Source organism: Promicromonospora sp. CA-289599 (genome assembly GCF_050936155.1).
In the GTDB taxonomy this organism is placed as follows: Bacteria; Actinomycetota; Actinomycetes; order Actinomycetales; family Cellulomonadaceae; genus Promicromonospora.
In genome coordinates this window covers 3833111-3853495 of sequence record NZ_JBNJNI010000001.1, presented here as the reverse complement: position 1 = coordinate 3853495, position 20385 = coordinate 3833111, and the positions used below count along the sequence as shown (strand labels likewise).

The following is a 20385-nucleotide window of genomic DNA, read 5'->3' as shown; positions in this document are numbered from 1 at the left end:
TTTCGACACGTGACGAGCACCGGAACTTTAGGCCGTCGGCAAATGCCGACGAATACGCCTCAGGAACCTTCGCGAGACGTCAGGATCGTCCGGTTGTCGAGCGGGTCCCGGGAATCCAGGACGCGCTGCGCACCCTGCGACTGCTGGACCATGTCGACGGCGACACGCAGGTCTTCGGTGGCCCAGTCCAGGGAGTTCTCCATGTAGGTCGCCTGCGCGAGCAGCGTCTGAGCCTGCGTCACGGAGGACGGCGGGGCGTCCGTCACACGCTGCGCCGCGGCCGACCGGGCGTCGGCGAGCGCCTGGGCGAGGACGTCGCGCGTGGCCGGGTCCGCGACCTGGCCCTCCGAGTGCTCGTAGACCCGCTGGGCCATGTCCATCACCGCCGTCAGGTCGTGCGACCGGGCCGACGTGGTGCTGACCTGGATGTCGATCTGGGAGCTGAGGGCCGTGAGGCGGCTGGTCCTGTCGGCATGGGCCGAGGCCGCCCACAGGGTGATGGCGACGGCCACACCCGTGACGATCGCGGCGCCGAAGACCCAGGGGCGCCGCCCGCGGGCGCCGGCCAGATCGGCAAGCTCAGGCTCAGGTACGTCGAGCGGCGGCAGCTGTGCGGCCTTCGGCGCGGGAAGTCGGGTCGGTCTGTCGGTCGGCTGTTCGTCGCTCTCGGATATTTCGGGTTCCGCCTTCGCCAAAGCGATGGTGTTCAACTCTTCCCCCAAAGAGAGATCCCATGAAAACAAGATGTCGGGCTCGAAGCCCTTTAACTACCGATGAGAATGACGCTAGAACTACTTCTTGAGTAGCGCACGGCGAGACCGTAATACACCTGTGATCTGTGGAAAGTCGTTCGGCCGGGTACTTGGTCCACGTTCGGCGACGGGCACCCTGTCGACGGCTGGGCCTGGCGCCTAGACTGGCGTGGTTCGACGACGGCGTCCGAACGAGGTCTGGGGCAGCATGGCGAAGGTGCCACACCGGGACGCGCAGTGGGTACGCGCGGCATACGAGAGCTTCGTCGGTTCCGCCGGCTCGCAGGAGCCCGCGGGGATCGACCCCGTCGTCGCGGCCTCGTGGCGCAGGAGCCTTCGCAACGGTGTGGACCCCGACCAGCCGAACGAGGTGGCTGTCGCGGCGTCGGACGATCTCGAGGTCTACCGCCGCGACCATCCCCTGGCGGTCGCGATGCCCATGGTCCGGGATCTGGTGGGTGGCGCGACGGGCGACGACCTGGTGGTCGCGGTGTCGGACGACGTCGGCCGGCTGCTCTGGGTGGAGGGTCGCGGGCCGGTGCGCTCCGCGGTCGACCACGTGGGGTTCGTCGAGGGCGCGGTGTGGCGCGAGGAGTCCGTCGGCACCAACGCACCCGGCACAGCCCTGGCGACGCGGCGCCCCGTCCAGGTGCTCGGCGCCGAGCACTTCATGCGTCCGGCCCAGCGGCTGAGCTGCACCGCGGCTCCTGTGCGCGACGCGGCGGGCGGGATCGTCGGCGTCCTCGACCTCACCGGCGGCAGCGTCGCCGGGAGCCACGTCGCCCTCGCGCTGGTCCGGGCCACCGTCGCGATGGTCGAGCGCGAGCTCGCCACCCGCGCTGCCGCACGGGCCGCCGGCCCTGGCGCGACCGACCAGCCGCCGGACCTCCGGCTGCTCGGGCCGCCCACGCTGCGCGGGCGGCGTCTGTCGCTGCGGCATGCCGAGATCCTGCTCCTGCTCACCGAGCATCCGCGCGGCCTCGGCGCGGAGGAGCTCGCGGTGCTGCTGCACCCGGGCGATCTGTCCCTGGTCGCCGTGCGTGCGGAGATCTCCCGTCTGCGCCGGGTCGCGGACGCCGTCCTCGGTGGCCCCCTGCTCGCCGGTTCCCGCCCGTACCGGCTCGCCCGGCCCCTGCGGTCCGACGTCGGCTCGGTGCACTCCCTGCTAGGTCGGGGCGACGTGCGCGGCGCGCTGTCGGCCTACCCCGAACCCCTGCTGCGGCGGTCGGTCGCACCGGGAGTCGAGCGGCTGCGCGAGGAGCTCGAGGCCGAGGTCCGCGAGGCGGTGCACGCCTGCGACGACGCGGCCGCCGTCGAGCAGTGGACCGGCCGCAGCGAGGGGGCGGACGACCACACGGCCTGGATGCGGCTGGCCCGGCTCGCGCCGCCCGGCGGGCCGCAGTCGGTGCGGGCCTGGGCACACCTGAGCGTGCTGGAGCGACGCCTGTCCTGACAGCGTGCCTGTGAACTGTGATGTCCGCAGGCACCGCCCTTCTCGGGCGCCCCTTCGTTCAGGCCGCTGGTGCGGCTTGAACCGGGGTTCCTGCGTCGTCCGGGCTGGTTTCGTCCGCACGGGTGTGTGGACCAGTGCCGTCCCGTCGGCAGGCCTTGATCACGGGGCCGGCTGCTTGACGGTCCCCGACCCGGACTTCACCACGCCCACCACCGTCTGTGACGGCGGGGGTGTGGTCCTCGGCCCAGGCGGCGAGGTTGACAGCGGCGTTCAGATCCCGATCCAGAACCAGCCCACAATGACCACACGTGTACGTGCGCTCCTTGAGCGTCAGGTCCTTGCGCACGCTGCCGCAGGACGAGCAGGTCTTGGACGACGGAAACCACCGGTCCGCGACCACGACCTGTCCGCCACGCCAGGCCTGCTTGTAGGTGATCTGGCGGGCCAGCTCACCCCATGCGGCGTCACCGACGGCCCGGGCGAGCTTGCGGTTGGACATGATGCCCGTGATGTTCAGGTCCTCCAGAACCAGCCGATCGTGGCTCTTGACCAGCTGGTTGGAGACCTGGTGCAGGAAATGCTGCCGGGTGTCCCGCACCCGGACGTGATGGTTCGCCAGCCGGGCGGTGGCCTTGCGGCGGCCCGCCGAGCCGCGCTTCGTGCGCGAAACCGAGCGGGCAAGACGACGCTGCTGACGCAGCCCCACAGCCAGGATCTTGGGGGCCTGGACGCGCAGGGCCTCGGACCCGTCCCGGGTCCCTGCGACGACGAGGGCGTGCAGGCCCCGGTCGACGCCGACCCACCCGGTCTTGTCGTCGACCGAACGGGCCGGGTGCTGGACGGCGGCGTGCAGGTCGACGGCCTCGACGGTGATCGAGATCCACCAGCGGCGTGCGCCGCGGGTGACCGTGGCCTGCAGGATCCGGGCTCGACCCGTGGCGATCATCCGGCGCAAGCGCCGAGTGCCCTCCCGGACACGGATGCTGCCGATCCTTGGCAGCGTCACCGACCGCGGCTCGGCTCCGGAGCCGACACGGATACAGGCGCGCCCGCCGGTGATCTTGTTCCGCATCCGGAACGACCCAGCGGTGTGGTTCTTCTTCTTGAAGCGCGGATGTCCGACCGGACGCTCCTTACGCTTCTCGTGTCGCGCCTCGATCCACCGGGCCAGGCCGTGACCGACGTCGACGGCGGCTTCCTCGAAGACCTGCGAGCACACCTCGCCCCTCCAGGCGAGTCCGGTCACCTCCACCTCGGCAACCCGGTCGCTCGCGACGAGGAAGCGCCGTCCGGCGGCCTCCGACCGTTTCCACCGACCGAACGCGCTGACCAGGCTGAATCGCGACCACGGCACCCCGTCCCGTGTCTGGTCCTCGTCGTGAGCGCCGCCATCGCGACCATCGAGAGCGCGGCGCCGTTCGCGGGCGTCCAGGTGCAGCCGCAGGCACTGGTTGTACGCAAACCGGGCCGCGCCCGCATAGCGGGCAAGCGCCACCGACTGCTCGACCGTGGGGTCGAGGCAGAACCGAAAGGTGGTGTGCCGAGCCATGCCCCGAACGGTAGACCGAGACACTGACATCGACCCGAGCGGGGACACATGCCAAGTTCACAGACGCCTTCCGAGCCGGGATCTTTTCGGCGGGGCCAGGTGTTGCCTTGACTGTCAGTGCAGTGCTCTACGAGGAGGACCCATGCCCGCGCCCATCGACACCTCGGACAAGATCGCGCAGTACGCCCACCCGGAACGACTGGTGAGCACCGCGTGGCTGGCCGAACACCTCAAGGACCCGGGGATCGTCGTGGTGGAGTCCGACGAGGACGTGCTGCTCTACGAGACCGGCCACATCCCGGGCGCCGTGAAGGTCGACTGGCACACCGAGCTGCAGCACCCCGAGATGCGCGACTACCTGGACGGCGCGGCGTTCGCCGCCCTCATGGGCGCCAAGGGCATCACGCGCGACACGACGATCGTCCTGTACGGCGACAAGAACAACTGGTGGGCCGCGTACACGGCCTGGGTGTTCACGCTGTTCGGGCACTCCGACGTCCGCCTGCTCGACGGCGGCCGCGGCCTGTGGAGCGCCGAGGGCCGCGAGCTCACCACGGACGTCCCGGCACCTGCCCCCGTCGAGTACCCAGTGGTCGAGCGGGACGACACCGCGATCCGCGCCTTCCGCGAGGACGTCCTCGCCCACCTCGGCAACGGCCCGCTCGTCGACATCCGCTCGCCGCAGGAGTACACGGGCGAGCGCATCGCCATCCCGGACTACCCGGAGGAGGGTGTGCTGCGCGGCGGTCACATCCCGACCGCGCGCAACGTCCCGTGGGCGACGGCGGTCGCCGAGGACGGCACGTACAAGTCGCGCGAGGAGCTCGAGGCCATCTACACCGCGGGCCTGGGCCTGAACCCGGCCGATGCCGTGATCACCTACTGCCGCATCGGCGAGCGGTCCAGCCACACCTGGTTCGCGCTGACCTACCTGCTCGGCTACAGAGGCGTGCGCAACTACGACGGCTCATGGACCGAGTGGGGCAACGCGGTACGCGTCCCGGTGGCGACAGGCACCGAGCCTGGCACCGTCTGATGAGGACCTGTCAGAACCCCGCAGACGTGTCAGACGTACAGGCCACCCGGGTGACCTGTGTGTCTGACACGTTCGCGGGGTTCTGACAGGTCAAGCGCGGCCGAAGGCCTTGCGCAGCTCGTCCTTCGCCCGCTCCAGGACCTCACGCTGGTCCGCGCCCAGCTCCTTGCCAGCTCGGTTCACGTAGAACGTGAGCATCGACATCGCCGAACGGTACGGGGAGCTCTTGCGCCGATCGCTCGACTCCGCGGACCGCTTGAGCGACCGGGCGATCCGCGCGGGGTCCTGCCACGTGAAGACACCCTCTTCGAGGTCCAGGGCGTCACTGCCCTCGGTGACGTCCTGAGACCAGCGTTCGCGGTCTTTCCCCGACCGCTTCTTCTCGGCCATACGTCAACCGTACGACGCCGCCCGGTCGCTCGCCCGAGCCTCGCGCACGGTGGGAGGATGAACAGATGAGCACCAACGACGTCGACCTGCCCGAAGCCCTCGCCGAGCTGCGGGACGCCTTCCTGGAGACGCCCGAGCGCGACCGGCTGCAGCTCCTGCTGGAGGTCTCCCGCGAGCTTCCGCCGCTGCCCGCCAGCTATGCGGACGCGCCCGAGCGGCTCGAACGGGTCCAGGAGTGCCAGTCCCCGGTCTACGCCTTCGCCGAGGTGGACGACGCCGGGGTGGTCGCCTTCCACGCGAGCGCCCCGGAGGAGGCGCCCACCACACGAGGGTTCGCGTCGATCCTCGCCCAGGGCCTCACCGGACTGACGGCGCAGCAGGTGCTGGACGTGCCGGAGGACTTCCCGCTCCAGCTCGGCCTCACCAAGGTCGTCAGCCTGCTGCGCCTCAACGGTATGGCGGGCATGCTGACGCGCGCGAAGCGTCAGGTCCGGGAGCAACTCGCGGCCGCCCAGGTCTAGCTTGTCGGCTGCGCCCGGCGAGAACGGGGTTATGTGTCTTTCCGGCCCGCGAAGACACATAACCCCGTTCTCGCGGGGCTTCTCCCCCTAGCCCCGGCGGGCGCGGAGCCACGGGATGCACGCCTCCGCCTGGATGCGCTGGAATGCGCGCACATGCGGGATGCCGGGCGGCGGGTCCTGCAGCGAGCTGCGCACGAAGTAGGCGGTCAGCACCGCTACCCACACCGTCACCGCCTCCGGGTCCACACCCGCCGGGAGCGGCGTCCGCCGCAGGACCTCCTCCGGGGCCGGCCCGCCCGTGGCGTGCACGGCCGGGAGCATGCCGGTCTGGTCCGGGAAGGCAGCCCCGCGCACGGCGTGCGGCCAGTCCACGGCCACCGCCTCCTCCACCCCGTCGGCCCGGCGGACGACGAGCGCGTTGTCCGCGCGCAGGTCACCGTGCACCAGATGCGGACCGGCGAACGCCTCGACCTGCCGCTCGGGTGACGCGATCTCGGCGATCCGGTCGAGGTTCGCCGCGAGCCACGGGTCGTAGGTCGCCAGGCCCGCGGGGCGTTCGTCGACGAGCTCGGCCGACTCCGGCCACGCATGGTCGCCGAAGGTGGGGAACGCCCCGCCGTCCGGCACCTCGTGCTCGGCGATGCGCCGGGCCAGGTGCTGCAGGCGGTCCAGGTCGTCCAGGTCCCACGGCTCGGTCCGGGGCGCCCGACCGTCGACCACGTCCGACGCGACGACCACCCACGCGGGCTCCGTCTCCCCCGGTTGGGGCAGCTCCATGATCCAACGGAAGGCCGGCGCGGGGACGCCGTCGGGCAGCGCCGCCGCACGCACCGCCTCCCGGCGGTGCAGGCGCGCGGCGACCTCGTGCTCCGTCGAGGCGACCTTCACGAACGTGCTGCCGGCCGCGGTCTCGAGCGTGAGCGCCCAGCCGGGCGAGTAGCCGCCGTCGTGCGAGGTCCAGCCCGTGACCGGTCCACCGAGCTGCGCGGCGACGGCGTCGCGCACGTGCGTCGGGAGGTCGGGCCAGGTCGGTCGGACGCGCGTCATGCGGCGATCATGCCAACCGCCCACCTTGCCCGACGAGGGCATTTCCGGTTGCGCCGGTCGCGCCGGCACCGTGAGAAGATACGGACGCACATTCCGGTTCGAAGCGTCGCCGGCTCCGGCACTTCGACCCGTTCGGGAGCGCGCCATGGCAGCTGTCCACTGGACCGAGGGCGGCGCCTCCTACGCCGCACGCTGGCGTTCCGAGAACGACGCGCCCGCGCCGGGACGGGTTGTCGTCGTCGACGACCGCACCACCGCCAAGGCCGCCTACCGCATGGCGCACGGCGGCGCCGGACTGCTGTGGCGTGGCGACTTCCACAATGCCCGGCAGCTGCTCCGCGCCATGGACCGCCTGCACGAACGGTCGGGCTCCGGACGGACCGGAGGAAGCACCGCACCCGGCACGACGGCCCGCACGACCGGCGACGGCCTCGCAGCGCTCTTCCACGGCCACCGGGCGGCACGTGCCGAACGCGCCGGGCTCCTCGGCAGCCTGCTGGTCCTGCTCGAACCGGACCACACCCTGAGGCTGGGCCGTGCGCCCGACGTCGGCGCGGCCTGCGACCACGCCTACGGTCCTGCGGACGCCACCGGCAGCGCACCAGACGTCGAACGGCGCGGAACCTGCGTGGCGTTCACCGAGCTCGTGGGCGTGCTCAGCGCCTTCCAGTGGCACCAGCAGGGCGTCGAGATCGAGGCACTGGGCGAACGCATCCATCCCGCGTACGGCGTCTTCTCGCCGGTGCGCGGCGAGTACGTCGAACTGGTCGCGAACATGCCGTTCGCCGGCGAGGCCACGCCGCCGGTGGTCTTCGACCTCGGTACCGGGACCGGTGTGCTCGCGGCGCTCCTCGCCCGGCGCGGGGCGCGCACGGTCATCGCCACCGACATCAACCCACGGGCCGTGGCCTGCGCCCGCTCGAACGTGGGTCGGCTCCAGCTGGCCGACCGGGTGCGGGTCGTCGAGGCGGACCTGTGGCCCAGCGGCAGGGCGGACCTGATCGTCTGCAACCCGCCGTGGCTCCCCGCGCGACCGACCTCTGCTCTCGAGCTCGGTATCTACGACGCCGGCTCCGACCTGCTGCACAGGTTCCTCGACGGGCTCACCGAGCACCTCGCGCCCGGAGGTGAGGGCTGGCTCGTCCTCTCGGACCTCGCGGAGCACCTCGGGTTGCGGACGCGCGGCGAGCTCCTCACCCGGATCGCCGACGCGGGGCTGCGGGTCGCCGAGCGGCACGACACGAGCCCACGGCACCCCCGGGCGAACGACGCCGCGGACCTGCTGCACGAAGCCCGACGGCGTGAGGTCACCTCGCTGTGGCGCCTGGTTCCTGACGCCTGACACCCGCCGGCCGATACCCGATACCCGACCTGGACACCCGTCCTGTATCACCACTGTGATGTCGGAGTTACGGGCATTTCCTATCACTCTTCCGCCGGGTTCGATCCTGGATTGTCTCGTTTCATTCCGCGCACACCTCAATGCGTTGCGATTGACAGGGTGAAAAGTGCGTCTGACTCTTCTCCATGGAACACATGAGTGTGCGCCACCGCTGTTTCGACGGAGCTATTCGAGGGGAAATACCATGATCCGAGGATTCCGTGCAGTCAGCCGAGCTGTCGTAACCGTGGCCGTCTCGGCGGGCATGGTCTGCGCAGCCACGACAGGGGCAAGCGCCCTGGTGACGGCCGAGGGCGATGCGCCTGCGGCCGCGGTCACCGCAACCGATCCGGTGCCGGAGGTCGCGGCTGAGCCCGAGGCCGCTCCGGAAGCGGCAACCGAGGTCGAGGCAGTGCCGGAGGCCGCGACCGAGGTCGAGGCAGTACCGGACGCTGCGCCCGAGACCGAGGCGGTACCGGACGTCGCGACCGAGGTCGAGGCAGTGCCGGACGTCGCGACCGAGACCGAGGCAGTCCCGGAAGCAGCGACCGAGGCCGTGGCGGTACCCGAAGCCGCGACTGCGGTCGAGGCAGTTCCTGAGGCCCCGGCCGACCTTCCGGTGCCGGACGTCCCCGTGCCGGACCTCCCGGTCCCGGACCTCCCGGTGCCGCTCCCGGTTCCTGACCTCGGCCTGCTGGACGGCCTGCTCGCCACGCTCGGCGACCTGCTCGGCTCGCTCCTCGGCAGCCTCGGCCTTCCCCTCCCCCTGCCCCTTCCCCTTCCCCTTCCGGGGATGTGACGAACTCGCCGGACGTCGCCAGCACGGCCGGTATCTGACGTCTTTTCCGCCAGCTGTTCGCGAACGGTGGGGCTGGTGCAAAAGACTACCGGTGAGGCCCTTTCCCGAATTTCGGGAAAGGGCCTCACTGCTTTGTGAACGACCAGATCGCGCATTTCATCACCGCACGTCGAACGCCGTTCTTGATGACACGAGAACCTGTGCGATCCGGCGCACCGCCTCGCGGAGCTGATCGGGTGTGCTCGCGGCACAGCCGATCACCAGGCCGGATGACCGGCTCACTCCTCGAACCGGTACCCCGCCCCCGGGTGCGTGAGGATGTGCCGCGGGTGCGACGGGTCCTTCTCCAGCTTGCGCCGCAGCTGCGCCGTGTAGACGCGCAGGTAGTTGGTCTCGGTCGAGTACGCGGGGCCCCAGACCTCGTGCAGCAGCAGCTTGCGGTCCACGAGCCGGCCGCGGTTGCGCACCAGGACCTCCAGCAGCGCCCACTCGGTGGGGCTCAGCCGCACGTCGGCCCCGCTGCGGGAGACCTGCCGCCGCGCCAGGTCGATCCGCAGCTCGCCCGCGACGACCACCGCCTCCTCCGGGTGGGCAGGCTCCGCCCGGCGGACGGCGGCGCGCAGCCGGGCGAGCAGCTCGTTCATCGCGAACGGCTTGGTCACGTAGTCGTCGGCGCCGGCGTCGAGGGCGTCCACCTTGTCGTCGCCGAGCTGCCGCGCGGACAGCACGACGATCGGGACCCGCGTCCAGCCGCGGATCCCCGCGATCACGTCGAGGCCCGGCATGTCGGGCAGCCCCAGGTCGAGCAGCACCACGTCCGGCCGGGCGGACGCCGCCGCGTCGAGGCCCGCCGTACCCGTCGGCGCGACCGTCACGTCCCAGCCGTGGGCCCGCAGGTTGATGGCCAGGGCGCGGGCGAGCGCGCCGTCGTCGTCCACCACGAGGACGCGGTTGCCCGTCACCGCCCGCTCTCCCCCGCCGTCCGACTCCCCCGTCACGGGACCATCCCATCATCCCGACCAGAATTCGGCGCCGGTTCGCGCGGGACGGTGAGCACCATCGTGAGGCCGCCACCGGGGGTGTCCTCCGCCGCGATCCGGGCGCCGACGGCGTCCGCGAGCCCAGACGCGACCGCCAGCCCGAGACCGAGGCCGTTGACGCTCGTGTCGTCGAGCCGCTGGAAGGGCTCGAACATGGTGGCCTTGCGGTCGTCGGGCACGCCGGGCCCGGCGTCGGCGATCCGCAGCTCGACCGCCGCACGCGTCGCGGAGGCCGTGAACAGCACCTTCGCACCGGGCGGCGAGTGGCGCACCGCGTTGGAGACCACGTTCGCCACCACCCGCTCGAACAGGCCCGGGTCCGTGTGCACGAGCGGGAGGTCCTCTGGCACGTCGAGCGCGAGGCCGGAGAGCCACGGCTCGACGGCGATCGGCACCACCTCCTCCAGGGACGCGGCGCGCAGGACCGGCCGGACGGCGCCGGTCTGCAGGCGCGACAGGTCCAGGAGGTTGCCGATGAGCCGCTCCAGCCGGTAGGTCGAGTCCGCGATGGCGGCCGTGAGGATGTCCCGGTCCTCGCGGTCGAGCTCGACGTCCGGCGAGGCGAGGCCGTCCACCGCCGTGCGGATCACCGCGAGCGGGGTGCGCAGGTCGTGCGAGACGGCGGCGAGCAACGCGGTGCGGGTGCTCTCGGTCCGCTCCAGCACCTCCGCCTGGGCCGCCTGCTCCCGCAGTCGCCGGTGCTCCAGCACGATGCCGGCCTGCGCGCCGAACGCCTCGACGACCTGCCGGTCGCTGGCCGGGAGGACACGGCCCGCGAGGACGAGCCGGTGCCGGTCGTCGATCGCCACCTCGGTGACGGCGTCGTCCTCACCCACGCCGGCGCGTCCGGCACCACCGGCCGGTCCAGCCTCGGTGACCCAGCTCTCGTGTGCCACCACGATCCACGGCGCACGGTCGCCGGCACGCTCCTCGAGGCGCACGTCGGCCATCGCAAAGGTCTGCGCGAGGCGCTGCACGATCGCCTGAGCCGTGTCGTCCCCCGACAGCACCGAGCGCGACAGCGCGGCGAGCGTCGATGCCTCCGCCCGGGCCCGGTACGCCTGGGTGGTGCGCCGCGCCGCGAGGTCGACCACCGACGCGACGGCCACCGCGACCACCACGAACACGGCCAGGGCGAACACGTTCTCCGCCTCGGCGATCGTCCACAGGCCCACCGGGGGCGTGAAGAACCAGTTGAGACACAGGTTCGACACGATCGCGGCCGCGACGGCCGGCCACAGCCCGCCGATCAGGGCGACACCGACCACACCCGCAAGGAGGAGCATGGCGTCCGTCGCGAGAGCGACGTCGTCCCGCCCGACCAGCAGCAGCACTCCCGTCAGGGCCGCCGGCAGCACCAGGGACGATCCCCAGCCCGCCGCCCGGCGCTTCGGGGACAGCGACGAGTACCGGGACCCGACGCCCGTTCCGACGTGTGCCCGTTCGTGCGTCACCAGGTGCACGTCGATGGTGCCCGAGAGGCGCGCGATCTCCGCGCTGGAGGACCCGAGCAGGGCCTGCCGCCACACGCTGTGCCGGGAGACACCCACCACGATCATCGTCGCGTTGACCCCGCGCGCGAAGTCCACGACGGCACTCGGCACGTCCTCCCCCACCACCGTGTGGAACACGCCGCCGAGCGACTCGGCGAGCGCACGGTGCGCCGCGATGGTGGCCGACGGCGTCGACGGCAGGCCGTCGGTCGGCAGCACGTGCACCGCCAGCAGCTCGGTACCGGCCGCCCGCTGGGCGATCCGGGCCGCCCGGCGCAGCAGCGTCTCCGTCTCCGGGCCACCGGTGACGGCCACGACTATGCGCTCGCGGGCGGGCCACGTGCCGCCGATCGCGTGGTCGGCGCGGTACCTGGTCAGGGCGTCATCGACCCGGTCCGCGAGCCAGAGCAGGGCGAGCTCGCGCAGCGCCGTCAGGTTGCCGACGCGGAAGAACGACGACATGGACGCGTCGATCTGGTCCGCGCGGTAGACGTTGCCGTGCGCGAGCCGACGCCGCAGCTGCTCGGGCGAGAGGTCCACGAGCTGGATCTGGTCGGCCTCGCGCACCACCTTGTCCGGCACCGTCTCGCGCTGCCGGACTCCGGTGATGGCCTCGACGTCGTCCGTCAGGGAGGCGAGGTGCTGCACGTTGACCGTGGTGACCACGTCGATGCCGGCGTCCAGCAGGTCGTGCACGTCCTGCCAGCGCTTGGGATGTTCCGAGCCGGGGGCGTTGGTGTGCGCGAGCTCGTCCACCAGCACCACCTCGGGCGCCCGCACCAGCACGGCCGGGACGTCGAGCTCGGTGAGCATCGTGCCGCGGTGCTCGACGAGCCGCCGCGGAAGCATCTCGAGGTCACCGATCCGCTCGACCGTCGCCGTCCGGCCGTGCGTCTCCACGAGGCCGATCACGACGTCGGTGCCCCGTGCGCGGCGACGGTGCGCCTCGTCGAGCATCGCGTAGGTCTTGCCCACGCCCGGGGCCGCCCCCAGATAGACGGTGAGACGGCCCCGGCGTCCGGTGGTCATGGCCTCAGTTTGCGTCATCGAGGGCGAGATTGAGCTCCAGCACGTTCACGCGCGGGTCGCCCAGCACACCCAGGTCGCGGCCTGCGGTGTGCTCGGCCACCGCCTGCTCGACGTCGGCCACGGACAGCCCACGCGCCTCCGCGACGCGGGCCACCTGGATCGCCGCGTACTCGGGGCTGATGTGCGGGTCCAGGCCCGAGGCCGACGCCGTGACGGCGTCGGCCGGGACGTCTGCCGGATCCACACCTTCCAGGTCCGCGACCGCGGCCTTGCGTTCCTCGATCGTCGCGACCAGGTCGGGGTTGAGCGGGCCCAGGTTGGACCCGCCCGAGGCGAGGGTGTCGTACCCGTCGCCCGCTGCCGACGGGCGCGGGTGGAAGTACTCCGGGCTCGTGAAGCCCTGCGCGACGAGCGCGGAGCCCACGGCGTCGGAGCGCGAGGCGGTGGGGGCGCCGTCGGACCGGACGAGCGAGCCGCTTGCCTGCCAGGGGAAGGCCAACTGCCCGACGGCGGTCATCGCGAGCGGGTACGCCAGCCCGGTGACGAGAGTGAGGACGAGCAGCATGCGCAGCCCGGCCAGCGAGTGCCGGGTCAGCGTCGCGAGATCGCTCGCCACTGTGGTCGTTGCCATGTGAGTTCCTTTGTGTTCCTGAGCTTGTGGGTCTGGCTCGGGTCGGGCTTCGGGGTCGGGCTACAGGCCCGGGAGCAGCGAGACGACCAGGTCGATGAGCTTGATCCCGATGAACGGGGCCACCAGCCCGCCGAGGCCGTAGACCAGCAGGTTCCGCGTCAGCAGCGACGACGCGGACGCCGGCCGGTAACGCACGCCGCGCAGCGACAGGGGGATCAGCGCGAGGATGATCAGCGCGTTGAAGATGACGGCCGACAGGATCGCCGAGCCGGAGCTCTCCAGCCGCATGATGTTCAGCACCTCGAGCTGCGGGAACACGGTCACGAACATGGCGGGCAGGATCGCGAAGTACTTCGCGACGTCGTTCGCCACGGAGAACGTGGTCAGCGCCCCGCGCGTGATGAGGAGCTGCTTGCCGATCTCCACGATCTCGATCAGCTTGGTGGGGTCCGAGTCGAGGTCCACCATGTTGCCCGCCTCCTTGGCGGCGGACGTCCCGGTGTTCATCGCGACGCCGACGTCGGACTGGGCGAGCGCGGGGGCGTCGTTCGTGCCGTCCCCGGCCATCGCGACGAGCCTGCCGCCCTCCTGCTCCCGCTTGATGAGCGCCAGCTTGTCCTCGGGGGTGGCCTCGGCCAGGACGTCGTCCACGCCGGCCTCCTCCGCGATCGCCCGGGCGGTCACCTGGTTGTCACCCGTGACCATGACGGACCGGATGCCCATGGCGCGCAGCTCGTCGAACCGCTCGCGCATGCCCTCCTTGACCACGTCCTTCAGCCGGACGACGCCGAGCACCCGCGCCGGCGCCTCGCCCACCTGCTCCGCGACGACGAGCGGAGTGCCGCCCAGCCGGGAGACGGCGTCGACGTGCGCCGCCAGCTCCTCGGCCTCCGTGGCGGAGACGTGCGCGCCGGTGCTGTGGACCCAGAGCTGGATGGCGCTGCCGGCCCCCTTCCGGATGTGGTGCATCGCCGTGTGCCCTGCCCCGTCGGTGAGCGGCAGGTCGACACCCGACATGCGGGTCTGGGCGGTGAACGGCACCAGCTCGGCGTCCAGCGGGAGCTCGTCGCCCACGCCATACTTCCCGTCGACCAGCTCGACGATGCTGCGGCCCTCCGGCGTCTCGTCGGCGAGCGAGGCCAGACGAGCCGCTGCCGCCAGCTCCCGGGGCGACACCCCGCCGACCGGCAGCACCTCCGTGGCCCGCCGGTTGCCGTAGGTGATCGTGCCGGTCTTGTCGAGCAGCAGCACGTCGACGTCGCCCGCCGCCTCGACGGCGCGGCCCGACATCGCCAGCACGTTGCGCTGCACCAGCCGGTCCATGCCCGCGATGCCGATGGCGCTGAGCAGCGCGCCGATCGTCGTCGGGATCAGGCAGACCAGCAGCGCCACCAGCACCAGCAGCGACTGCCGCGAACCCGAGTACACGGCGAACGGCTGCAGCGTGGCGACCGCCAGCAGGAACACGATGGTCAGCGACGTGAGCAGGATGTTCAGCGCCACCTCGTTCGGCGTCTTCTGCCGCTCGCTGCCCTCCACCAGCGCGATCATCCGGTCCACGAACGTGGAGCCCGCGGGCGCGGTGATGCGCACGACTATCTGGTCCGACAGCACCACGGTGCCGCCCGTGACCGCGCTGCGGTCGCCGCCGGACTCCCGGATCACCGGGGCCGACTCGCCGGTGATCGCCGACTCGTCCACCGACGCGACACCCTCGATGACGTCGCCATCACCCGGGATCGTCTCGCCCGCGACGACCACCACGACGTCGCCCACCTGCAGCGTCGAGGAGGGCACCTCGACGGTCGGCAGCAGGTCCAGGCGGGAGCCGAGCTCGAGCATGTCCCGCGGGGCTGACACCTTGCGCGCCGTCGTCTGCTTCTGCGTGGCACGCAGACTCGACGCCTGAGCCTTGCCGCGCGACTCCGCCACGGACTCGGCGAGGGTCGCGAAGAACACCGTCGCCCACAGCCATACCGCGATCCACCAGGCGAAGACACCCGGCTCGATGATCGCCAGGACCGTCGTGACGAACGCGCCCACCTCGACCACGAACATCACCGGCGAGGTGTACAGCACGCGCGGGTCGAGCTTGCGCAGCGCGCCCGGGAGCGCCGCCCGCAGCTGCGCCCCGGTCAGGGCGCGCGGGGTGGTGCGCTTCGAGTGGTGCTGGATCCCGCCGGACGCGGGCTCCTGGGTGGGGACTTCCGGAGCGTTCCGGGTGTCGATGGTCATGACAGAGACTCCACAACGGGACCGAGGGAAAGAACGGGGATGAAGGTGAGGCCCACGACGACGATGGTCACCGCGGCCAGCAGACCCGCGAACAGCGGGCGGTGCGTCGGCAGGGTGCCCGACGTCGCCGGGACCGTCCTCTGGCTCGCGAGCCGGCCGGCCAGGGCCAGCACCAGCGCGATCGGGACGAACCGGCCGGCGAGCATCGCCAGGCCCTGCGTCACCTCGTAGAAGGGGGTACCCGTGGACAGGCCGGCGAACGCCGACCCGTTGTTGTTCGCGGCCGACGCGAACGCGTACAGCACCTCGGACAACCCGTGCGCTCCGGGGTCCTGGATACCCGCCAGCCCCGGCTCGACCACGACGGCGACCGCCGTGCCGACCAGCACCAGCGCCGGCACCGTCAGCACGTACAGCGCGACGATCGTCATCTCCTGGCGGCCGATCTTCTTGCCCAGGTACTCCGGGGTACGGCCCACCATCAGGCCCGCGACGAACACCGCGACCACGGCCAGCATGAGCATCCCGTACAGGCCCGCGCCCACCCCTCCCGGGGCGACCTCACCCAGCAGGATGTTGAACAGCAGCATCCCGCCGCCCGGCGCCGTGAACGAGTCGTGCATCGAGTTCACCGAGCCCGTCGACGTCGCAGTCGTCGACACCGCGAACAGGGCGCTCGCGGCGAGGCCGAACCGGGACTCCTTGCCCTCCATGGCGGCGCCCGCCGCCTGGGGCGCGGCGCCGGGGCCTGCCATCTCGGCCCACGTGGTCAGCGCCAGCGATGCCGCCCACAGGCCGGCCATGACGCCGAGGATCGCCCAGCCCTGGCGCTTGTCGCCGACCATGATGCCGAACGTGCGCGGCAGCGTGAACGGGATGACCAGCAGCAGGAAGATCTCGAGGATGTTGGTGAACGGCGTCGGGTTCTCGTACGGGTGCGCGGAGTTCGCGTTGAACGGTCCGCCGCCGTTGGTGCCGAGGTCCTTGATGGCCTCCTGGGAGGCGATCGGGCCGCCCAGCGCGTGCTGCGTGGCGCCCTCGACGGTGGTGAGCGCGGTGTGCGGGTCCAGGTTCTGGATCACGCCTGCGGCGATGAGGATGATCGCAGCCACCACGGACAGGGGCAGCAGGATCCGCGTCACGCCGCGGGTCAGGTCGCTCCAGAAGTTGCCGATGCGCGCGTCGGTGCCGGAGCGGGCGAAGCCGCGCACCAGGGCGATCGCGACCGCCATGCCGACAGCCGCCGAAACGAAGTTCTGCACGGCGAAGCCGGCCATCTGGACCAGGTGTCCCGCCGCCGCCTCGCCCGAGTACCACTGCCAGTTCGTGTTGGTGGTGAAGCTGACCGCGGTGTTCCAGGCGCCGGCCGGGTCGAACCCGGTGAAGCCGAGGCTCCACGGCAGGTACGACTGCAGGCGCAGCATCCCGTACAGGAAGAGGACCGAGACGAGCGAGAAGCCCAGCAGGGACATCAGGTAGGTGGTCCAGCGCTGCTCGGCGTCCGGGTCCACGCGGACGGCGCGGTACCAGAGGCGCTCGACCCGCAGGTGGTTGGGGCTGGTGTAGGTGCGCGCCATGTACGCGCCGAGGGGCGCGTGCGCGGCGGCGAGGGCGGCGAGCAGCACGAGGATCTGTGCCACGGTCACGAGGACTGCGGTGTTCACCGGACGATCACCGCGTCCGGTCGGCGCGGATCAGCGCCACGAAGAGGTACGCGAGGCCCGCGAGGGTGAGCACGAGGCCCACGGCGTCGAACGGGTTCACCTCCGCCTCCCCTGAGGGCTCACGGACGACTCGTTCGAGGAGGCGCGACGCGCCACCACTGCGACCACGGCGAAGAACGCCACGGTCAGGAGGATGAAGGCCAGATCGGTCATGTCTCAGGTCTATGCCCGACGCCGCCCGGCGGACCGCGCCCTTGACGGAACGTTGACACGTGCGCCGACGACCCTGACACCCTCCTGACGCCGCGCCCGGCCGCCGAGACAGAACTGCTGGACTACCCAGCGACCCCAACACCGTGCACGTGACTCTCGGCGTGTCGCGTGCACCGTGTTGGGGTCGTTCGACTCCCGGACGGCATCAGAAGTCGAAGAGGTCCTCCAGGAAGGACTCCTTGCGCTTCTTCTTGTACCGCGGGTCGTTCCGGTGGTCGCCGTCGTACCGGCGGTCGCGATCCCGGTCGCCGTCGTACCGGCGGTCGCCGTCGTACCGACGGTCCCGGTCGCTGTCGTAGCGGCGGTCGTCGCGCCGGCGGTCGTCGTAGCGCGGGTCGTAGGCCGGCTGCGGCGAACCGTACGGCCCCGCCTGCACGGGGTTCGGCATGGGCGGAGCCGGCGGCGCCACGGGGGCCGACGGCGCCGTCGGCCGGTTCTCCGCGGCGATCTCGGTCTCGACCGAGCGGTCGATGACCTTGTCGAGCTCACCACGGTCGAGCCACACGCCACGGCACGTCGGGCAGTAGTCGATCTCGATCCCCTTGCGCTCGGACATGACGAGCGTGGTCTGGTCGATGGGGCACAGCATCGTGTGGTCTCCTAGCGGTCGTCGTCTGCCGGTCACCCAACGGACGAGCCGGTCGCGCGGTTCCGTGACGTCGGCCGTCAGCTGCCGGGATCCGCGGAAGAACCCACGCTCTCACGAGAGACCGGATCACCCAACAGTGCGAGCCCCGAGTAGACGACGCTCGCGGCGCCGTCGTCCTGGGCCGCCACCACCGCCCACACGATCCCGGCGATCAGCGCCAGCCCCGCGAGGACCGCGAACGCGATCTTCCAGGCCGACCACGGGCGCTGCCCCACGACCTCGGCGGTGCGCGCGTTGACCAGCACCTGGAACGGCTTGCCGCCATACAGGTACGTGGCGATCCACACCGGCAGCAGCAGGAGCTTGTACGTCACGTCGAAGTAGCTGGTCGCCACGTGGTGCACCTGCTGCACGTCGCCGCCGATGTCCCGCTCGCAGTCGTTCTCGATGACCGGCGCCATCTTGTGCTTGGCCACCTCCAGCCCGGCCTCGGGCTCGACGTCGTACCGGAGGGTCTCGTAGCCCGCGAGGTAGTCCGGCTGGTACGCCGCCGCCTGCTCCAGCGGCCACGGGCTCAGCTTCTCCAGGTGCTCGGGCATGACCCGCCGCGTCCCCGCGACGAGCACGTCGTCGAACGCCCGCGCGACCGTGCCGGACGCCGGGTACCAGCGCGTCTTCTGCACCTGCCGGGTCTGGGTCTGGCTGCGGCCCTCGGAGTCGGTGGTCGTGTACGTCTCGGTGACCCAGTAGTGCTCGCCCCGCTGCCCGGTGTAGTCCGACCGCGTCTGCGTGTCGAACGTCCAGTGCGGCAGGTAGACGCCGTGCGCCTGCTCCGCGGACACCACCTTCTTGAGGGCCGACGGCGCGAACCACCGCGAGCGCACCCACTTCTGCAGCGCGCTCTGCATCGAGGCCCGGTCGACGCCGAACGGCAGCACGGCCTCCGGCTCGACCAGGCCGAGGCTCTCGACCTCCGCGACCATGGGCGACCCGCAGAACCCGCACTTCTGCGACAGGTGGTCGCTGGTCGTCATGGCCCCGCACGTGCCGCACCGGTAGTCGTGGGTGGCCGGCGCGGCAGTGCGCCGCATCGCGGCGAGGGCCGCGAAGTCGTGCTCGCGCACCTCGCCGCCGGCCGGCGTCACCTGCTGCGTGTGCCCGCAGTACGGGCAGGTCAGCGCGCCGGTCCCGGCGGCGAACTCGACGCTGGCCCCGCACTGCTCGCACGGGTAGGAGCGGTGAGCGGTGACGCCGCCCTCGGTCAGCTCCGCCATCGTCAGGCCTGCGGGAGGGGCGGCGGGGTGGCGCCGAGGTGCTTCGCGACGTCCGGCACCGACGACGCCGGCTCCCAGCCGGCCATGCCCGCACGCCAGATCAGCGTGCCGGCGGTCAGCGTCCCGGCGGCGGCCTGGGCGGCGAGCGCGGCGTCGTCGAACGGGCCGGTCTGCGCGCCACCGTTGCCGAGGTACCAGCCGGGCATGGGCGGCGGGCCCGACGCCGCCGGTGCGGTCTGCGCCGGAGCGGTCTGGGTGGGCGGCACTATCGCGTTGCCCACCGACTGCCCGAGCCCCATGCCGATCACCGCGCCGGCGCTGCCGCCGCCCTCTGCCGCGGCCTCCATCGCCTGACCCGCCTGGAACTGCTGGAAGGAGGCCATGCTGCCGACCGTCCCGGACGAGACGATGCCCATGGAGGTGCGCTTGTCGAGCGCCGCCTCGACCTCGGGCGGCAGGGAGATGTTCTCGATGACGAACTTGGGGACGGCGATGCCGAGGTCCGCGAGCTCGTCGGTGAGCCGGGCCGCGAGCTGGTCGCCGAGGTCGCCGTGGTGGGCGGCGAGCTCGATGACGGGGATGCCGGACGAGGCGAGCACGCTCGCGAGGTGGCTCACCATGTTCTGGCGCAGGTACTCGTGCACCTCGTCGGTGCGGAACTGCGGGTCGGTGCCGACCAGCTCGCGCAGCAGCCTCGACGGGTCGACGACACGGACCGAGAACGCGCCGAAGGCCCGCACGCGCACCATGCCCAGCTCCGGGTCCCGCATCATGACGGGGTTCTTGGTGCCCCACTTCATGTCGGTGAACTGGCGGGTGCTGACGAAGTACACCTCGGCCTTGAACGGCGAGTGGAAGCCGTGCTTCCAGCCCTTCAGCGTCGAGAGCACCGGCAGGTTCTGCGTCTCGAGCGTGTACGTGCCGGGCGCGAACACGTCGGCGATCACGCCCTCGTTGACGAAGACGGCGGTCTGCGACTCGCGGACGACGAGCCGCGCGCCCATCTTGATCTCGTTCTCGTACCGGGGGAACCGCCACACGATGGTGTCCCGGGTGTCGTCGAGCCATTCGACGATGTCGACCAGCTCGCCCTTGATCTTGTCCAGCAGGCCCATGACGTGCTCCTCTTTCGCTCCTACCCGGGACGCTCGCCCGGACGCTGCAAGCACCTCGGACGATACAAGTCCGGCGCACCAGGGGGAACGAAAGAAGGTCGCGACCTGCCCGGC

The 20385-nt window shown here is 71.6% G+C and carries 18 protein-coding genes; 5 read left to right on the top strand and 13 right to left on the bottom strand.

Going from position 1 to position 20385, the window contains the following annotated elements; translation table 11 throughout:
- Positions 1-59: 59 nt before the first annotated feature.
- On the bottom strand, positions 60-710 hold the full coding sequence (locus ACQEVI_RS17035; protein ID WP_432900891.1) for a hypothetical protein: 651 nt from the start codon (positions 708-710) through the stop codon (positions 60-62).
- Between the two features lie 250 nt (positions 711-960).
- On the opposite strand from ACQEVI_RS17035, the gene ACQEVI_RS17030 reads away from it, so the two are divergent.
- Positions 961-2205 carry a transcriptional regulator gene (locus ACQEVI_RS17030; protein WP_432900889.1) on the top strand — a complete coding sequence of 415 codons (1245 nt, stop codon included), beginning with the start codon at positions 961-963 and terminating at the stop codon, positions 2203-2205.
- Between the two features lie 58 nt (positions 2206-2263).
- Here the strand turns inward: ACQEVI_RS17030 and ACQEVI_RS17025 are convergent, their stop codons facing one another.
- The gene (locus tag ACQEVI_RS17025) at positions 2264-3754 is read right to left on the bottom strand and encodes an RNA-guided endonuclease InsQ/TnpB family protein (protein ID WP_432900887.1); all 1491 of its coding nucleotides are present in this window, start codon (positions 3752-3754) and stop codon (positions 2264-2266) included.
- A gap of 142 nt (positions 3755-3896) precedes the next feature.
- Between ACQEVI_RS17025 and ACQEVI_RS17020 the strand changes: the two genes are divergently transcribed.
- Entirely contained in the window at positions 3897-4790 is an 894-nt protein-coding gene (locus ACQEVI_RS17020; protein WP_432900886.1) for a sulfurtransferase, read from the top strand.
- Positions 4791-4880: 90 nt separating this feature from the next.
- Here ACQEVI_RS17020 and ACQEVI_RS17015 read toward each other — a convergent pair whose 3' ends face one another.
- Positions 4881-5180 (bottom strand): DUF3175 domain-containing protein, encoded by a 300-nt coding sequence (locus ACQEVI_RS17015; protein ID WP_432900884.1) that lies wholly within the window; start codon positions 5178-5180, stop codon positions 4881-4883.
- 65 nt (positions 5181-5245) lie between these two features.
- Between ACQEVI_RS17015 and ACQEVI_RS17010 the strand changes: the two genes are divergently transcribed.
- A complete protein-coding gene (locus ACQEVI_RS17010; protein WP_432900882.1) occupies positions 5246-5701 on the top strand; it encodes a SufE family protein in 456 nt (151 codons plus the stop codon).
- An 87-nt stretch (positions 5702-5788) separates the two neighbouring features.
- Here the strand turns inward: ACQEVI_RS17010 and ACQEVI_RS17005 are convergent, their stop codons facing one another.
- Complete coding sequence (locus ACQEVI_RS17005) at positions 5789-6748, bottom strand: hypothetical protein (RefSeq protein ID WP_432900880.1); 960 nt, start codon at positions 6746-6748, stop codon at positions 5789-5791.
- Positions 6749-6893: 145 nt separating this feature from the next.
- On the opposite strand from ACQEVI_RS17005, the gene ACQEVI_RS17000 reads away from it, so the two are divergent.
- Positions 6894-8090, top strand: a complete 1197-nt coding sequence (locus ACQEVI_RS17000; RefSeq protein WP_432900878.1) for a methyltransferase — start codon at positions 6894-6896, stop codon at positions 8088-8090.
- 244 nt (positions 8091-8334) lie between these two features.
- Positions 8335-8928: a hypothetical protein gene (locus tag ACQEVI_RS16995; RefSeq protein ID WP_432900876.1), complete on the top strand. Its 594-nt coding sequence runs from the start codon at positions 8335-8337 to the stop codon at positions 8926-8928.
- Between the two features lie 278 nt (positions 8929-9206).
- Here ACQEVI_RS16995 and ACQEVI_RS16990 read toward each other — a convergent pair whose 3' ends face one another.
- From ACQEVI_RS16990 to ACQEVI_RS16950, 9 genes are all read right to left on the bottom strand, one after another.
- Complete coding sequence (locus ACQEVI_RS16990; RefSeq protein ID WP_432900874.1) at positions 9207-9926, bottom strand: response regulator; 720 nt, start codon at positions 9924-9926, stop codon at positions 9207-9209.
- Positions 9923-12490 carry a DUF4118 domain-containing protein gene (locus tag ACQEVI_RS16985; protein ID WP_432900873.1) on the bottom strand — a complete coding sequence of 856 codons (2568 nt, stop codon included), beginning with the start codon at positions 12488-12490 and terminating at the stop codon, positions 9923-9925. The genes ACQEVI_RS16990 and ACQEVI_RS16985 overlap by 4 nt, the downstream gene beginning before the upstream one ends.
- A gap of 4 nt (positions 12491-12494) precedes the next feature.
- On the bottom strand, positions 12495-13121 hold the full coding sequence (kdpC, locus tag ACQEVI_RS16980; RefSeq protein WP_432900871.1) for a potassium-transporting ATPase subunit KdpC: 627 nt from the start codon (positions 13119-13121) through the stop codon (positions 12495-12497).
- 60 nt (positions 13122-13181) lie between these two features.
- Positions 13182-15356 carry a potassium-transporting ATPase subunit KdpB gene (kdpB, locus tag ACQEVI_RS16975; protein ID WP_432900869.1) on the bottom strand — a complete coding sequence of 725 codons (2175 nt, stop codon included), beginning with the start codon at positions 15354-15356 and terminating at the stop codon, positions 13182-13184.
- Positions 15353-17020, bottom strand: coding sequence for a potassium-transporting ATPase subunit KdpA (gene kdpA, locus ACQEVI_RS16970; protein WP_432900867.1), 1668 nt, complete (start codon positions 17018-17020; stop codon positions 15353-15355). The genes kdpB and kdpA overlap by 4 nt, the downstream gene beginning before the upstream one ends.
- Positions 17021-17027: 7 nt before the next feature.
- Positions 17028-17120 carry a potassium-transporting ATPase subunit F gene (locus tag ACQEVI_RS16965; protein ID WP_116673876.1) on the bottom strand — a complete coding sequence of 31 codons (93 nt, stop codon included), beginning with the start codon at positions 17118-17120 and terminating at the stop codon, positions 17028-17030.
- Between the two features lie 318 nt (positions 17121-17438).
- Positions 17439-17882: a zf-TFIIB domain-containing protein gene (locus ACQEVI_RS16960; RefSeq protein WP_432900865.1), complete on the bottom strand. Its 444-nt coding sequence runs from the start codon at positions 17880-17882 to the stop codon at positions 17439-17441.
- A 77-nt stretch (positions 17883-17959) separates the two neighbouring features.
- On the bottom strand, positions 17960-19156 hold the full coding sequence (locus tag ACQEVI_RS16955; protein WP_432900864.1) for a hypothetical protein: 1197 nt from the start codon (positions 19154-19156) through the stop codon (positions 17960-17962).
- A gap of 2 nt (positions 19157-19158) precedes the next feature.
- Positions 19159-20271, bottom strand: a complete 1113-nt coding sequence (locus ACQEVI_RS16950) for an SPFH domain-containing protein (RefSeq protein WP_432900862.1) — start codon at positions 20269-20271, stop codon at positions 19159-19161.
- Between the last annotated feature and the right edge of the window lie 114 nt (positions 20272-20385).

Coding starts and splice junctions, on each gene's coding strand:
- ACQEVI_RS16960 (WP_432900865.1), bottom strand. CDS start 17,882: ATGCTGTGCCCCATCGACCAGACCACGCTCGTCATGTCCGAGCGCAAG.
- ACQEVI_RS17030 (WP_432900889.1), top strand. CDS start 961: ATGGCGAAGGTGCCACACCGGGACGCGCAGTGGGTACGCGCGGCATAC.
- ACQEVI_RS16985 (WP_432900873.1), bottom strand. CDS start 12,490: ATGACCACCGGACGCCGGGGCCGTCTCACCGTCTATCTGGGGGCGGCC.
- ACQEVI_RS16995 (WP_432900876.1), top strand. CDS start 8,335: ATGATCCGAGGATTCCGTGCAGTCAGCCGAGCTGTCGTAACCGTGGCC.
- ACQEVI_RS16950 (WP_432900862.1), bottom strand. CDS start 20,271: ATGGGCCTGCTGGACAAGATCAAGGGCGAGCTGGTCGACATCGTCGAA.
- ACQEVI_RS16955 (WP_432900864.1), bottom strand. CDS start 19,156: ATGGCGGAGCTGACCGAGGGCGGCGTCACCGCTCACCGCTCCTACCCG.
- kdpB (WP_432900869.1), bottom strand. CDS start 15,356: ATGACCATCGACACCCGGAACGCTCCGGAAGTCCCCACCCAGGAGCCC.
- ACQEVI_RS17015 (WP_432900884.1), bottom strand. CDS start 5,180: ATGGCCGAGAAGAAGCGGTCGGGGAAAGACCGCGAACGCTGGTCTCAG.
- ACQEVI_RS17020 (WP_432900886.1), top strand. CDS start 3,897: ATGCCCGCGCCCATCGACACCTCGGACAAGATCGCGCAGTACGCCCAC.
- kdpC (WP_432900871.1), bottom strand. CDS start 13,121: ATGGCAACGACCACAGTGGCGAGCGATCTCGCGACGCTGACCCGGCAC.
- ACQEVI_RS17000 (WP_432900878.1), top strand. CDS start 6,894: ATGGCAGCTGTCCACTGGACCGAGGGCGGCGCCTCCTACGCCGCACGC.
- ACQEVI_RS17005 (WP_432900880.1), bottom strand. CDS start 6,748: ATGACGCGCGTCCGACCGACCTGGCCCGACCTCCCGACGCACGTGCGC.
- ACQEVI_RS17010 (WP_432900882.1), top strand. CDS start 5,246: ATGAGCACCAACGACGTCGACCTGCCCGAAGCCCTCGCCGAGCTGCGG.
- ACQEVI_RS17025 (WP_432900887.1), bottom strand. CDS start 3,754: ATGGCTCGGCACACCACCTTTCGGTTCTGCCTCGACCCCACGGTCGAG.